The sequence below is a fragment of the Rhodoferax saidenbachensis genome (assembly GCF_031457975.1).
Taxonomy (GTDB): Bacteria; Pseudomonadota; Gammaproteobacteria; order Burkholderiales; family Burkholderiaceae_C; genus Allorhodoferax; species Allorhodoferax saidenbachensis_A.
In genome coordinates, this window is record NZ_JAVDXO010000003.1 from 83908 (window position 1) to 97168 (window position 13261).

14 protein-coding genes are annotated in these 13261 nt (G+C 62.5%); 11 read left to right on the forward strand and 3 right to left on the reverse strand.

Annotated features, from left to right (window positions below; translation table 11 throughout):
• Positions 1-10: 10 nt before the first annotated feature.
• The gene (locus J2X15_RS08385; protein WP_310341434.1) at positions 11-3040 is read right to left on the reverse strand and encodes an Rne/Rng family ribonuclease; all 3030 of its coding nucleotides are present in this window, start codon (positions 3038-3040) and stop codon (positions 11-13) included.
• Between the two features lie 494 nt (positions 3041-3534).
• Here J2X15_RS08385 and J2X15_RS08390 point away from each other — a divergent pair, with 494 nt between their 5' ends.
• From J2X15_RS08390 to J2X15_RS08405, 4 genes are read left to right on the forward strand one after another with little or no spacing between them, the layout of a single operon-like run.
• On the forward strand, positions 3535-4596 hold the full coding sequence (locus J2X15_RS08390; protein ID WP_310341437.1) for an RluA family pseudouridine synthase: 1062 nt from the start codon (positions 3535-3537) through the stop codon (positions 4594-4596).
• Between the two features lie 31 nt (positions 4597-4627).
• Positions 4628-5302 carry an HAD family hydrolase gene (locus J2X15_RS08395; protein WP_310341439.1) on the forward strand — a complete coding sequence of 225 codons (675 nt, stop codon included), beginning with the start codon at positions 4628-4630 and terminating at the stop codon, positions 5300-5302.
• 9 nt (positions 5303-5311) lie between these two features.
• Positions 5312-5692 carry a Rieske (2Fe-2S) protein gene (locus J2X15_RS08400; RefSeq protein ID WP_310341441.1) on the forward strand — a complete coding sequence of 127 codons (381 nt, stop codon included), beginning with the start codon at positions 5312-5314 and terminating at the stop codon, positions 5690-5692.
• A 4-nt stretch (positions 5693-5696) separates the two neighbouring features.
• Entirely contained in the window at positions 5697-6734 is a 1038-nt protein-coding gene (locus tag J2X15_RS08405; RefSeq protein ID WP_310341444.1) for a S49 family peptidase, read from the forward strand.
• A 12-nt stretch (positions 6735-6746) separates the two neighbouring features.
• On the opposite strand, the gene J2X15_RS08410 is transcribed toward J2X15_RS08405, so the two are convergent.
• The gene (locus J2X15_RS08410; protein WP_310341447.1) at positions 6747-7523 is read right to left on the reverse strand and encodes an SAM-dependent methyltransferase; all 777 of its coding nucleotides are present in this window, start codon (positions 7521-7523) and stop codon (positions 6747-6749) included.
• Positions 7520-8122 (reverse strand): Maf family nucleotide pyrophosphatase, encoded by a 603-nt coding sequence (locus tag J2X15_RS08415; protein WP_310341450.1) that lies wholly within the window; start codon positions 8120-8122, stop codon positions 7520-7522. The genes J2X15_RS08410 and J2X15_RS08415 overlap by 4 nt, the downstream gene beginning before the upstream one ends.
• Before the next feature lie 25 nt (positions 8123-8147).
• Here J2X15_RS08415 and J2X15_RS08420 point away from each other — a divergent pair, with 25 nt between their 5' ends.
• From J2X15_RS08420 to acpP, 7 genes are all read left to right on the forward strand, one after another.
• Positions 8148-8696 (forward strand): YceD family protein, encoded by a 549-nt coding sequence (locus J2X15_RS08420; protein WP_310341453.1) that lies wholly within the window; start codon positions 8148-8150, stop codon positions 8694-8696.
• A gap of 123 nt (positions 8697-8819) precedes the next feature.
• Positions 8820-9002: a 50S ribosomal protein L32 gene (gene rpmF, locus J2X15_RS08425; protein WP_105259923.1), complete on the forward strand. Its 183-nt coding sequence runs from the start codon at positions 8820-8822 to the stop codon at positions 9000-9002.
• Between the two features lie 112 nt (positions 9003-9114).
• Entirely contained in the window at positions 9115-10140 is a 1026-nt protein-coding gene (gene plsX, locus J2X15_RS08430; RefSeq protein WP_310341474.1) for a phosphate acyltransferase PlsX, read from the forward strand.
• A 27-nt stretch (positions 10141-10167) separates the two neighbouring features.
• Complete coding sequence (locus J2X15_RS08435) at positions 10168-11145, forward strand: beta-ketoacyl-ACP synthase III (RefSeq protein WP_310341479.1); 978 nt, start codon at positions 10168-10170, stop codon at positions 11143-11145.
• A 52-nt stretch (positions 11146-11197) separates the two neighbouring features.
• Entirely contained in the window at positions 11198-12148 is a 951-nt protein-coding gene (gene fabD, locus J2X15_RS08440; RefSeq protein WP_310341481.1) for an ACP S-malonyltransferase, read from the forward strand.
• A complete protein-coding gene (gene fabG / locus J2X15_RS08445; protein ID WP_310341483.1) occupies positions 12145-12891 on the forward strand; it encodes a 3-oxoacyl-ACP reductase FabG in 747 nt (248 codons plus the stop codon). Before fabD ends, fabG begins: the two co-directional genes overlap by 4 nt.
• 100 nt (positions 12892-12991) lie before the next feature.
• Positions 12992-13231, forward strand: coding sequence for an acyl carrier protein (acpP, locus tag J2X15_RS08450; RefSeq protein ID WP_094479684.1), 240 nt, complete (start codon positions 12992-12994; stop codon positions 13229-13231).
• The last annotated feature ends 30 nt before the right edge of the window (positions 13232-13261 follow it).

A 13261-nucleotide genomic window follows, 5' to 3' on the forward strand; every position in this document is an offset into this window, starting at 1 on the left:
ACCCGGGTGCTTAGCCCGCGTTGTTGCTCTCGAAAGGCAAGGTCATGTTGCGCAGGTCGCGGCGGGTTTCCACCAGCACCAGCGGCTGTTCTTCAATGACCACCGGCGCGGGGCGTTCACGTGGCACGTGCACGGGCTTGGGTTCGGCGGCAATGGCGGCTTGCACCGCAGCCACTTTGCTCAGGTCGGAGTTGACCCATTGCAAACCAGACCCTTGTGCCACTTGCTGCAGCGAGTCGGTGGGCAGTGCGTAACCCTGCACCTTGGGCATCTGGCCTGCGGCCGGTGCGGCAGCTACCACGGGGACCGCAATTGGTGCCGCTATGGGAGCAGGCGCCGCTACGGGTGCGGGTGCTGCGGTTTCAGCGGTGACAGCCTCATTGCTGGGGGCCTGGGCCGCATCGGTCTGCACTTCTTCGTTGGCAGGGCGCGGAGCGCGTTCACCGCGGTCCTGGCGGTTGCCACGGTCACGGCCATAGCGGTCGCGGGACTGGCGCTCGCGCGGCTCACCCTGGGCGCCGCGGCCTTCACCAGCGTCGTCACCGGCAGGGGCTTGTGCCACTGCGTCGGCGCCATGGGGTTCGGTATCGGCAAAGCCCAGAGCGGATTGCTGCTCGGGGGCATTGCTGCTGCTGTCGTCCTGGCGCGGGCCACGTTCGTCACGGCGACCATTGCGGCCGCGGTTGCGGCCACGGCCTTCGCGGCCTTCACCGCGGGCTTCGGCATTCACCTCACCAGCGACGTCAGGGCGGGCTTCACCGGACTCTTCACCACGCGCTTCGTTGCGGGGCTCGGCAGGGCGCTCGCCGTTGTCTTCACGGGGGCCACGGCCCTCGCCACGGTTGCGGCCTCGGCCTTCGCCGCGGGGACCCCGGTCCTGGCGGGGTTCGCCACGCCCTTCACCGCGTGCCACTGGGGCGTTGCCGCCTTCTGTGGGCGCGTTGACTTGCACGTCCTGGCCTGCCACGGCAGCGCCGGCGTCCATGCGTTCGTTGCGCTGGGCGCCGCCTTGGCGTTCACCACGCTCGCCGCGTTCACCACGGTTACGGCCGTTGCGGCCACCGCGCTCGCCGTTGCCTTCGGGGCGGGCTTCACGGTTTTCTTCGCGGGGGCCACGGCCCTCGCCGCGGGGCTCATTGCGTCCGCCACGGCTGTTGCGGCCTTCGCCGCGCTCGCCACCACGGTCGTTGCGTTCACCACCACGGCCGCCGTTGCGGTTGCCATCGCGGCCACGGCCGTCACGGCCTTCGCGCTTGTCTTCGGCCTTGGCCACGGGGGCGGGCTTGGCGACAGGCGCTTCTTCTTCCATGCCCAGCAGGCCCTTGATCCAGCCAAAGAAACCTTTGCTGGCGGGTACGGGTGCAGCCACGGGCTTGGCAGCCGGCGCAGGTGCAGCGGCCTTCACTGGTTCAGGCTTGGGCGGGGCAATCGGCGCGGGTGCGTCGGGCAGCACGCCCTTGATCACCGGGGTTTGCTTGTTGGTGGGTTCTTGGGAACGGCGGGTCACGCCAGTGGCCTCTTCCATGTCATCGGCCATCTTGTAGCTGGCTTCGATGTGGTCCAGGCGCGGGTCGTCGTGCTTCAGGCGTTCGAGCTTGTAGTTGGGTGTTTCCAGTGTCTTGTTGGGCACCATCAGCACGTTGATACGCTGCTTGAGTTCGATCTTGGCGATTTCGGTGCGCTTTTCGTTCAACAGGAACGAGGCCACATCGACAGGCACCTGGCACAGCACAGAGGCCGTGTTGTCCTTGAGGGACTCTTCCTGGATGATGCGCAGAATTTGCAGTGCGCTGGATTCTGTGTCGCGGATATGGCCGGAGCCGCCGCAACGGGGGCAAGGAATGGATGCACCTTCGGAGAGAGCCGGGCGCAGGCGTTGGCGGCTCATTTCCATCAAACCGAACTTGCTGATGGTGCCGAATTGCACACGGGCGCGGTCTTGGCGCAGCGCGTCGCGCAAGCGGTTTTCCACTTCGCGGCGGTTGCGGGACTCTTCCATGTCGATAAAGTCGATGACGATCAGGCCACCCAAGTCGCGCAGACGCATCTGGCGCGCCACTTCGTCGGCGGCTTCCAGGTTGGTGCGGGTCGCGGTTTCTTCGATGTCGCCGCCCTTGATGGCGCGGGCCGAGTTCACATCCACGGACACCAAGGCTTCGGTGTGGTCGATCACGATGGCGCCGCCGGAGGGCAGTTGCACCGTGCGGGCGTAGGCCGATTCGATCTGGTGTTCGATCTGGAAACGGCTGAACAGCGGGGCATCGTCACGGTAGCGCTTCACGCGGGCAGCGTGTTCGGGCATGACGTGGGCCATGAACTGCTGAGCCTGCTCGTACACGTCGTCGGTGTCGATCAGGATGTCGCCGATGTCGTGGTTGAAGTAATCGCGAATGGCGCGGATCACCAGAGAAGACTCTTGGTAGATCAGGTAAGCACCCTTGCCACCCTTGGCGGCACCGTCAATCGCGGTCCACAGCTTCAAGAGGTAGTTCAAGTCCCATTGCAGCTCAGGCGCGCTGCGGCCAATGCCGGCGGTGCGCGCGATGATGGACATGCCATTGGGGTATTCCAACTGGTCCATGTTTTCTTTGAGTTCCGCACGGTCGTCACCCTCGATGCGGCGCGATACGCCACCACCACGGGGGTTGTTGGGCATCAAGACCACGTAGCGACCGGCCAGCGAGACGAAGGTGGTCAGGGCTGCGCCCTTGTTGCCACGCTCTTCTTTTTCCACTTGCACCAGCAGTTCCTGGCCTTCGCGGATCGCATCCTGGATGCGGGCGTTGCCGGCGGAGACGCCTTGCTGGAAGTAGGTTTTGGAGATTTCCTTAAACGGCAGGAAGCCATGGCGGTCTTCGCCGTAGTCCACGAAGCAGGCTTCGAGGGAGGGCTCGACGCGGGTGACGACGGCCTTGTAGATATTGCCCTTGCGCTGCTCGCGCCCTTCGATTTCGATTTCGTAGTCGAGGAGTTTTTGTCCGTCGACGATGGCCAGGCGGCGTTCTTCAGCCTGCGTGGCGTTGATCAGCATCCGTTTCATGGATTGCATCCTTCTTCAATAAGCACATGCCCGAATTGGGCGTACGGTGCCGGACTGACGAATTGAAGTGAGGTGGAATTGCCGGAGAACTTCAGGTCACACGAGGTGACGAAGCGTAGGCGCAGGGATGGGGACGAGAGGATGCGTTTGTGAATTTGCTATCAAAAGGATAGCTCGTTGCGCAGGTTGTACCGGGGCTGCAGGCCGATATGTGCCACCCAACGGGGCGTAAACGCTCCGCAGGCACATGGTCATCAGGCTTAGCAACACAAACATCTCGTTTCATTCCATTCGCAAACCGTGGGTTTGCGAACTTGGGGTATTCCGTATCAGGTTTTCAATTCGTCGGCTTGACCGTGCTGTTGCTGACCATCACAGGCAGGTGGCGTGTGATTTGCAAGCAGTGCAGCCCGGCGGCATCGACCTTCCAGCGCAACGGTTCGTGGGGTGTGGACTAAACTCCAGACAAATCAACCACTTACAGCGCGACGCTAGTGAAACACATTATAGGGGGCAATCCGCCCCCATCTGCCCCCCCTGCAAACCCGCAAGTCAAATCCGTGACGATCGACGAAGACAGTGCGGGGCAGCGCCTGGACAATTTCCTGATGCGCGAACTCAAGGGCGTGCCCAAAACCCATGTCTACCGCATCATCCGCAGCGGCGAGGTGCGGGTAAACAAAGGCCGCGCCAGCGCCGACACCCGGGTGGCGGTGGGTGATGTGGTGCGGTTGCCGCCGGTGCGTGTGTCGGAACGGGCCGAGCAGAAAACCCAGGCCATGGCCGAGCAGGTCGCGGCCCAGGCCACCGGCCGGGTGCCGGCCAAGGCCTTTCCTGTCCTGTTTGAAGATGACCACTTCCTGGCAGTGAACAAGCCCGCCGGGGTGGCGGTGCACGGAGGTTCGGGGGTCAGTTTTGGCGTGATCGAGCAGTTGCGCATGGCGCGACCCCAGGCCAAGTTTCTGGAACTGGTGCACCGGCTGGACCGGGAAACCAGCGGCATTTTGCTGGTGGCCAAGAAGCGCAGCGCGCTGAAAGCCCTGCAGGACCAGTTCCGCGAGCGGGAGACTGGCAAAACCTATCTGGCCCTGGTGTTGGGTGCTTGGCCCTCTAATAAGAAGGTGCTGGACAAGCCCCTGCACAAGTACCTGCTGGCCGGCAAGGACGGCGCGGCGGACGCTGGCGAGCGGCGCGTCAAGGTGGTGGCCAAGGACGACCCGGACGGCATGCCTTCGCTCACGCTGGTGAAGGTGCGCGCAGCGGCCGACGATTTTTCCCTGCTCGAGGTGACCATCAAAACCGGGCGTACCCACCAGATCCGGGTGCACCTGGCGTCTGAGGGCATGCCAATTGCCGGGGACGACAAATACGGCGACTTTGAACGCAACAAGGCGCTGGCCCGGGGCGTGGGCGCTGCCGCGCTCAAGCGCATGTTCCTGCACGCCTGGCGCCTGCAGTGCAACCACCCCGCCACGGGCGAGCGCGTGGAACTGCGCGCCGAATTGCCCCCAGAATTGAGTACTTTCCTGGCATCTGCCTTGCCCGGGGCCGCCTGAACCGGCCTCATTCGATTTTTTGTACAAGCCCATGCCTTCATCCCGTACCCGTGCCCGCCAGTTCGACCTGATTGCGTTTGACTGGGACGGCACCCTGTTTGACTCCACCGCCATCATCACGCGCTGCATCCAGCTGGCCGTGGCCGATGTGGGCGGCACCGTGCCCAGCGACAAAGATGCTTCTTATGTGATCGGCTTGGGGTTGATGCAGGCGCTGGCCCATGCTGCGCCCGATGTGCCCAAAGAGAAATACCCCGAGCTGGGTGCGCGCTACAAGCACCACTACGTGGCGCACCAGAACGACATCAGCCTGTTTGCCGGTGTGTTGCCCATGTTGACCGAGCTCAAGTCCCGCCAGCATCTGCTGGCCGTGGCCACGGGCAAGAACCGCAACGGCCTCAATGAGGTGCTGGACACGGTGGAGCTCAGGGGCATGTTCGACAGCTCCCGCACGGCGGACGAAACCGCGGGCAAGCCGCACCCGCGCATGCTGCAGGAGCTGATGGCCGAGCTGGGCGTGCCGGCCGAACGCGTGTTGATGGTGGGTGACACCACGCACGACCTGCAGTTGGCGCTGAACGCGGGCTGTGCCAGCGTGGGCGTGAGCTACGGCGCCCATGCGCCAGCCATGTTTGCGGATCTGGGGCCGCGCTGCGTGGTGCACTCGGTGGCCGAGCTGCACGCCTGGCTGCTGGACAACGCCTGAGGAACGTCCGTGGCCTGGAATACCGAACCTCAAGCCATTGCCCTGTGCAACTCGGGCGACCTGGTGAACAGCGGTTTGGCCGTGCCGTTTGACGTGGTGTACTGTGGGCAAACCTGCTATGCCTTCGCCATTCGCTACGCCGACAGGGCCTATGCCTACCTGAACCGCTGCTCCCATGTGCCCATGGAGATGGACTACCAGCCCAACCGCTTCTTCGACATGACTGGTCACTGGCTGATATGTGCCACGCACGGTGCCATGTACAGCCCGCAAACCGGGCAGTGCCGTACCGGTCCGTGTCGCGGTGGCCTGATCTCCATTGCCCTCACGGAATTCGATGGTGTCGTGCACTGGCATACTGGCCCTCACTTACAACCTGTGGTTTTCTAGAACTATGTCCGATCCCCAATTCCCGTCCACGCCTGATTCTGATGAAAATCCACGTGTAGCCCCCGTGGAATCTGCGCCAGCAGCTCCTAAAAGCGTAGCAAATGCAGCCACCACCGCCCCCGGTTGGGAGCGCGCCACGCTGGAGAAGTTAGCCATGGCGTCCCTGGTGGAGCAGCGCGCAGCGCGGCGCTGGCGCAATGCCATCCGCATTGGCTGGCTGGTGTTCCTGGCTGTGCTGGTCTGGTTGGGCATGCAACGCGGCGGTTCCACCACTGACGTGAAGACGCCCCACACGGCGGTCATCGCCATCCAGGGTGAAATCGCCTCGGGCGCCGAAGCCAGTGCCGAATTCGTGGTGGCTGCCATGCGCAGCGCCTTTGAAGACGAGGGTGCCAAGGCGGTGGTGCTGCTGATCAACTCGCCCGGTGGCAGCCCGGTGCAGGCTGGCATCATCAACGACGAGATCAAGCGTCTGAAGGCCCTGCACAACAAGCCCGTGTATGCGGTGGTGGAAGAAACCTGTGCCTCTGCGGCGTATTACATCGCTGCGGGTGCCGATCAGATCTTTGTGGACAAGGCCAGCATTGTGGGCAGTATTGGCGTGCTGATGGACGGCTTTGGCTTCACTGGCCTGATGGACAAGTTGGGCGTGGAGCGCCGCCTGATGACGGCTGGCGAGAATAAGGGCTTTTTGGACCCCTTCAGCCCGCAGACCGAAAAACAGCGCGCCTTTGCCCAGGCCATGCTGAACCAGATCCACCAGCAGTTCATTGCCGTGGTGAAGGAGGGTCGTGGCACGCGCCTGAAAGAAACCCCCGAGATGTTCAGCGGCCTGTTCTGGACCGGTCAGCAAGCCATCGAGCTGGGCTTGGCGGACAAGTTCGGCAACCTGGACTATGTGGCGCGCGAGGTGGTGAAGGCCGAAGAGATCATCGACTACACCCGCAAGGACAACGTGGCCGAACGCCTGGTCAAGCGCTTTGGCGCCTCCATCGGCGATGGCGCTGCCAAGGCGCTGCGCTCGCTGCCTTCAATCCACTGAGATGGATCGGGCTTAGCGCCCGATCGCGAACACGGTGGGCGTGGCGTTGTCCAGCGCCCAGCCGCTCTGTTTCCACTGTTTCACCAGGTTGCTGTGGGTGCTCGCCGTGTCCAGCGTGAGCCCGCTGGAGGTGGCCAGCCGCGTGTTGTGCTGCAGAGTTTGCAGCAGGCCTTGGAGCAGGGCCGTGTTGCGGTAGGGCGTCTCAATGAAGAGCTGGGTTTGCCCGGTTTTCAACGCCAGTGATTCCAGCTCGCGCAGGCGCTTGGCGCGCTCGGCCGGGTCGGCCGGCACATAGCCCACAAATGCAAAGTTTTGGCCATTGAGCCCACTGGCAGCCAATGCCAGTAGAAGAGATACGGGCCCGACCAGCGGTACCACGCGCAGACCCAGGTCATGCGCAGCGCGCACCACCGACGAACCCGGGTCGGCCACCGCCGGCATGCCCGCCTCGCTGACCAAACCCACATCGTGCCCTTGAAGTGCTGCCGCCAGCAGGGGCGTGGCGTCAAAGCCGCCCAGGTGGTCGCCTTTCTTGTGCACCTCCCGTGGAAGCTCCTGAATCTGCAACTCTTGCAAGGAAACACCCAGCGGGTGGCTGGCATCGACGCGTTTGAGGTAGGCGCGTGTGCTCTTGGCGTTCTCACAGATCCAGTGCCGCAAGCCGGCCGCTATGGCCAGCGTATGGGCGGGCATGCTTTGGTCTAGTGGGCTCTGGGTGGCGCAGCCAAAGTCCAGTGGCGCGGGCACCAGGTACAGCGTGCCTTTGGCGGAAGAGGGCGTTTGCGTCATACCGGCCCCAGCAACGCGATGCCCGCCGCGCGCAGCATGCGGCTGGTGCGGATCAGCGGCAGGCCCACCAAAGCGCTGGGGTCGTCATTGTCAATCGACTCCAGCAAGGCGATGCCCAGGCCCTCGCTCTTGGCGCTGCCGGCGCAGTCATAGGGCGTTTCCGCGCGCAGGTAGTTTTCAATCTCGGCGTCGCTCAGGTCGCGGAACACCACGCGCACCGGAGCCACGTCTTCCTGACAGAAGCCGCTGGACTGGCAGACCACGGCCACGGCTGTCTGGAAGACCACGGTTTTGCCGCGCATTTTCTGTAGTTGGGCAACCGCGCGCTCGTGGGTGCCGGGTTTGCCCAGCGGTTCACCGTCCAGATCGGCCACTTGGTCGGAGCCGATCACCACGCAATCAGGGTGCTGGGCTGCCACGGCTTGGGCTTTGGCCAGCGCCAGGCGGCGCGCCAAGGCGAGTGGGGTTTCGCCAAGCCGGGGGGTTTCGTCCACATCGGGTGCGGCGACGGTAAACGGCACGCGCAGGCGCTGCAGCAGTTCGCGGCGGTAGGCCGATGTGGAACCTAAAACGAGTTTGCGGGGGGCGGAGTCTTGCATGGGGCGATTCTCTTACACTGCGCCCATGACTTATGAATATTCAGCCAACAGCCTGAACATCCTGACCTTCGCCAAGAGCGATGGCCAGTTGGTGAGCCAGGTGCCCTTGGCCCAGATGCTGCGCTTGCGCGAAGAAACCCAGGGCGCGGCCGATGCCGTGGCCGTGCAATTTGACGCCCGCGGCGCTATTCGCTCCGATGCGGCCGGGGTAGACGAACCCTGGGTGCACCTGACGGGCAAGACCACCTTGACCATGACTTGCCAGCGTTGCCTGACGCCAGTGGATGTGGATATTGAATTTACGCGCGACTTCCGCTTTGTGGCCACCGAGGCGCTGGCCGAGATCGAGGACGAGGAATCGGAAGAGGATGTGCTGGTCCTGAGCCGCGAGTTCAATGTGCTGGACCTGGTGGAGGACGAGTTGCTCATGTCCATCCCCCCTGTGCCCATGCACGAGACATGCCCCCTGCCAGTCAAGCTGGCCGTGGCGGACGCGGATTTTGTCGATGCGCCCGAGGAAAAACCGAACCCGTTTGCGGTATTGCAGCAGCTCAAGGACAAAGGCCCTGGCTAAGCGCTCAGCTTTGGGCTATAATCTGAGGCTTCGCGTGTGATTTCGTCGCGCGTATTGTTATCTTTACACCAACCCTAACCGTGTTGCCACAACCTGTGCAGCACTTTTGCTCAGGAGCCGACCATGGCAGTTCAACAAAACAAAAAGTCCCCTTCCAAGCGCGGTATGCACCGCTCGCACAACGCTCTGGTTGTGCCCGGTATCGCTGTGGAATCCACCACCGGTGAAACCCACCTGCGTCACCACATCAGCCCCACCGGTTTTTACCGTGGTCGCAAGGTGCTGAAGACCAAGTCCGAAGCCTGATTCACCTGAATCTCTAAAAGCCCGAAGCTACAGACCTGTAGCGACGGGCTTTTGTCATTTATGGCTTCTATATTCGGATGTTTGACTTCGTTGTCGTTGGAATGATGAACGCATGATTACTGTCGCCGTCGATTGCATGGGGGGAGACCACGGCCCCCAAGTCACTTTGCCCGCGTGTACCCAGTTTCTGGAGCAACACCCCGAGGCCGCGTTGGTGTTGGTCGGTTTGCCTGAAGCGCTCCAAGGCTTTTCGCACCCCCGCGCCACGCTGGTCACGGTGACCGAAGTCGTCACCATGGACGATCCGCTGGAAGTGGCGTTGCGCAAGAAGAAAGATTCTTCGATGCGTGTAGCCATCCAGCAGGTCAAAGATGGTGCCGCCCAGGCAGCCGTCTCCGCCGGTAATACCGGTGCCCTGATGGCCATCTCGCGTTACATCCTCAAAACCATGGACGGCATCGAGCGCCCGGCCATTGCGGGCCAGATCCCCAATGCCACGGGTGGTGCCACCACAGTGCTGGACCTCGGGGCCAATGTGGATTGCACGGCTGAACACTTGCTGCAGTTTGCGGTCATGGGTTCGGCACTGGTGTCCGTGTTGACCAACCAGGAATCACCTTCGGTGGGCTTGCTCAATATTGGTGAAGAAGTCATCAAAGGCAACGAAGTCATCAAAAAAGCGGGTGAACTACTGCGAAATGCAGCCAAGTCTGGCGATTTGAACTTTGTGGGCAATGTCGAAGGCAACGATATTTTCAAGGGTACGGCCGAGATTGTTGTGTGTGACGGTTTTGTCGGCAACGTGGCGCTCAAGACCAGTGAAGGCTTGGCTTCCATGATCGGCAATTTTCTGAAGGCCGAGTTTTCTAAAAATATCTTTACCAAAATGGCGGCTATTGCAGCCTATACGGTGTTAACAGCGCTTAAAAATCGCGTAGACCACCGTCGTTACAATGGTGCGGCATTGTTGGGCCTGCGGGGTCTGGTGTTCAAGAGCCATGGCTCGGCCGATGTGCTGGCATTCAGCAACGCCTTGAACCGGGCGTATGATGCAGCCCGAAACAACTTGCTGGACCGCGTTCAGGTCCGCATTGCCCATGCAGCCCCTTTGCTGGCTGCGTCTGACGCAACGCAATAGCCTGAACGGGTGCCCGCCATAACACCCATGAGACGATATTCACGAATCACCGGCACTGGCAGTTATGTGCCTCCCCGCCGCCTGAGCAACGCCGACCTGGTAGCCCAATTGGCTGCGACCGGCGTGGAAACCTCGGACGATTGGATCGTGGAGCGCACCGGCATCCGCGCCCGCCACTTTGTGGACGACGGTGTCTACAGCAGTGATTTGGCCGTGGAAGCCTGCAAAGGCGCGCTGCAGGCCGCGGGTCTGGACGCCAAAGACATCGACCTGATCATTGTGGCCACCTCCACCCCGGACATGGTGTTCCCCTCGACCGCTTGTATTTTGCAGAACAAGCTGGGCGCCAACGGTGGCGCGGCGTTTGACGTGCAGGCTGTGTGCAGCGGATTTGTCTACGCGCTGACTGTGGCCGACGCCATGATCCAGTCCGGCGCCGCCAACAAGGCGCTGGTGGTGGGGGCCGAAGTGTTCTCCCGCCTGCTGGATTTCAACGACCGCACCACCTGCGTGCTGTTTGGCGATGGCGCGGGCGCCGTGGTGCTGGAAGCGTCCGACACGCCTGGCATTCTGGCCAGCGACCTGCATGCCGATGGCAAGCACGTGGGCATCCTTTGCGTGCCCGGCCATGTGGCCAACGGGCACATCCTGGGCGACCCTCTATTGAAGATGGATGGCCAGGCCGTCTTCAAGCTGGCGGTGGGCGTGCTGGAAAGTGCTGCCCGCGCCACGCTGGCCAAGGCCGGCAAGACCGAGGCCGATATTGACTGGTTGATTCCCCACCAGGCCAATATCCGCATCATGCAGAGCACCGCCAAGAAACTGAAACTTTCCATGGATAAAGTGGTGGTGACGGTGGACCAGCATGGCAACACCTCGGCGGCTTCGATTCCGCTGGCGCTGGACGTGGCGGTGCGTGGCGGCCAGGTCAAACCCGGCCAGACCCTGATGCTTGAAGGCGTGGGCGGCGGTTTCACCTGGGGCGCCGTGCTCCTGACTTTGTAGCTGCTCGCGCATATTCCATGCGGGCTAAAGCCCTATTTCATTGCCAATCTCTATGAAACCATTTGCATTTGTATTTCCCGGCCAAGGCTCCCAAGCCGTGGGCATGCTGGACGCCTGGGGTGACCACCCTGTGGTGGCCGAGACCCTGCGCGAGGCATCGGACGCCCTGGGTGAAGACGTGGCCAAGCTCATCCACGAAGGCCCCAAGGAAGCGCTGGCCCTGACCACCAACACCCAGCCCGTGATGCTGGTGGCCGGTGTGGCGGCTTACCGCGTCTGGATGTCTGAGACCGGCGTGGCGCCCCAGGCCGTGGCGGGTCATTCGCTGGGCGAGTACTCCGCCTTGGTGGCAGCCGGTTCGCTGACGCTGGCCCAAGCCGCACCGCTGGTGCGCCTGCGCGCCCAGGCCATGCAGGAAGCTGTGCCCGTGGGCGTGGGGGCCATGGCCGCCATCCTCGGCATGGATGCTACGAAAGTGATAGCTGGCTGCGCAGAAGCGACGGGGGCTTTCGGCCCGAATAGCGCTGAAGTGGTGGAGGCAGTGAACTTCAACGACGCCGCACAGACCGTGATCGCCGGCAGCAAGGCAGCCGTGGACAAGGCCTGCGAAATCCTCAAAGCCAATGGCGCCAAGCGCGCGTTGCTGCTGCCCGTGTCGGCGCCGTTCCACTCCAGTTTGATGAAACCCGCCGCCGAAAAGCTGAAGGCACGGCTGGAAGACATCGAGATTGCCGCGCCCCAGATTACCCTCATCAACAATATCGATGTGGCGGTGGAAGTCGATGCCGACCGCATCCGCGACGCCTTGTACCGCCAAGCCTTTGGCCCGGTGCGCTGGGTGGAGTGTGTGCAGGCCATCAAGGCACGCGGCCTGACGACTTTGGTAGAGTGCGGCCCCGGCAAGGTGCTGGCTGGTATGGTCAAGCGCATCGACGCGGAATTGACCGGTGCGGCGCTGTTCGACCCCGCCAGCCTGGAAGACGTCAAGGGAGTATTGGCATGAGCGAAGTGAAATTTGAAGGCCAGGTGGCCCTGGTGACCGGCGCCTCGCGTGGTATTGGTGCCGCCATTGCGTTGGAGCTGGCCCGCAAGGGTGTCAAGGTGATTGGCACGGCCACATCCGACGCTGGCGCTGCCAAAATCCGCGAAGCCTTGTCCGCCTTTCCGGGCTGCGACGGTCGTACGCTGGACGTGACGGACGGCGCGGCCGGTGATGCACTGGTGGATGCGGTTGTGAAAGAGCAGGGCGGTTTGCACGTGCTGGTGAACAACGCAGGCATTACGCGCGACACCTTGGCCATGCGCATGAAGGACGACGACTGGGACGCGGTGCTGGACACCAACCTCAAGGGTGTGTTCCGTATGAGCCGCGCTGTACTGCGCACCATGATGAAACAACGCTATGGCCGTATCGTTAGCATCACCTCGGTGGTGGGCGCCTCCGGCAACCCTGGCCAGGCCAACTACGCGGCGGCCAAGGCCGGTGTGGCCGGCATGACCCGCGCGCTGGCCCGCGAGCTGGGCTCGCGCAACATCACGGTGAACTGTGTGGCCCCTGGTTTCATCGAGACCGACATGACCGCCGCCCTGGGTGAAGACCAGCAAAAAGCCTTGCTAGGCCAAATTCCCCTGGGCCATCTGGGCAAACCCAGCGACATTGCGCACGCTGTGGCCTACTTGGCATCGCCCCAGGCCAGCTATGTGACGGGGCAGGAACTGCACGTCAATGGTGGCATGTACATGTAAGTGATTCAACCTCGCCGATGTCTGAGCGGTGGCCCGGTTAGAGACAAGTCTCTAGGACGGGTAAAATCTCGGATTCTTTTACAACCCTTAGAGGGAACCCATGAGCGATATCGAAGTCCGTGTCAAAAAAATCATTGCCGAACAACTCGGCGTTGAAGAGTCTCAAGTCACCAACGAAAAAGCCTTCGTGGCCGATCTGGGTGCCGACTCCCTGGACACCGTGGAACTGGTGATGGCTTTGGAAGACGAATTCGGGATCGAGATCCCCGACGAAGACGCGGAAAAAATCACGACCGTGCAAAACGCGATCGATTACGCGACGTCCCACAAAAAGGCCTAATCGGCTTGGGCAGCACCCTGGGGGTGCTGC

Bases quoted from the DNA above. Each gene is read 5' to 3' on its own strand.
- J2X15_RS08385 (WP_310341434.1), bottom strand. From the start codon at position 3,040: ATGAAACGGATGCTGATCAACGCCACGCAGGCTGAAGAACGCCGCCTG.
- J2X15_RS08395 (WP_310341439.1), top strand. From the start codon at position 4,628: ATGCCTTCATCCCGTACCCGTGCCCGCCAGTTCGACCTGATTGCGTTT.
- J2X15_RS08405 (WP_310341444.1), top strand. From the start codon at position 5,697: ATGTCCGATCCCCAATTCCCGTCCACGCCTGATTCTGATGAAAATCCA.
- J2X15_RS08410 (WP_310341447.1), bottom strand. From the start codon at position 7,523: ATGACGCAAACGCCCTCTTCCGCCAAAGGCACGCTGTACCTGGTGCCC.
- J2X15_RS08415 (WP_310341450.1), bottom strand. From the start codon at position 8,122: ATGCAAGACTCCGCCCCCCGCAAACTCGTTTTAGGTTCCACATCGGCC.
- J2X15_RS08420 (WP_310341453.1), top strand. From the start codon at position 8,148: ATGACTTATGAATATTCAGCCAACAGCCTGAACATCCTGACCTTCGCC.
- rpmF (WP_105259923.1), top strand. From the start codon at position 8,820: ATGGCAGTTCAACAAAACAAAAAGTCCCCTTCCAAGCGCGGTATGCAC.
- plsX (WP_310341474.1), top strand. From the start codon at position 9,115: ATGATTACTGTCGCCGTCGATTGCATGGGGGGAGACCACGGCCCCCAA.
- J2X15_RS08435 (WP_310341479.1), top strand. From the start codon at position 10,168: ATGAGACGATATTCACGAATCACCGGCACTGGCAGTTATGTGCCTCCC.
- fabD (WP_310341481.1), top strand. From the start codon at position 11,198: ATGAAACCATTTGCATTTGTATTTCCCGGCCAAGGCTCCCAAGCCGTG.
- fabG (WP_310341483.1), top strand. From the start codon at position 12,145: ATGAGCGAAGTGAAATTTGAAGGCCAGGTGGCCCTGGTGACCGGCGCC.
- acpP (WP_094479684.1), top strand. From the start codon at position 12,992: ATGAGCGATATCGAAGTCCGTGTCAAAAAAATCATTGCCGAACAACTC.